Annotated in this window: 1 protein-coding gene; it reads left to right on the forward strand. The window is 51.0% G+C overall.

Annotation, left to right across the window (positions count from 1 at the left end):
• Positions 1–249: hypothetical protein (locus tag AB1471_RS19085; protein WP_367781027.1), on the forward strand; the 249-nt coding region annotated here is incomplete at both ends.

Consider the following 249-nt stretch of genomic DNA (forward strand, 5'->3'; position numbering starts at 1 on the left):
GAAGAGGGGAGGAAGAGAGAGAAAGGGGGAGGGGAAAGAAAGGGGGGAGGGGGAAAGAGAAAGAAAGGAGAAAAAGAAAGAGGGAAAGAAGGGAAGGGAAGAGGGAGGGGGGAGGAGGAAGAAAGGGAGGGGGAAGAAAAGAGGAGAGAAGGGGGAGGAAAAGGGGAGGGAGGAAGGAAAAAAAAAAAAAAGGGGAGGGGAGAGGGAAGAGAGAAGAAAAAGAGAGAGGAGGGAAAGGAAAGAAAAGAG

This window comes from Jeotgalibacillus marinus (assembly GCF_040801915.1).
Lineage (GTDB): Bacteria > Bacillota > Bacilli > Bacillales > Jeotgalibacillaceae > Jeotgalibacillus > Jeotgalibacillus marinus.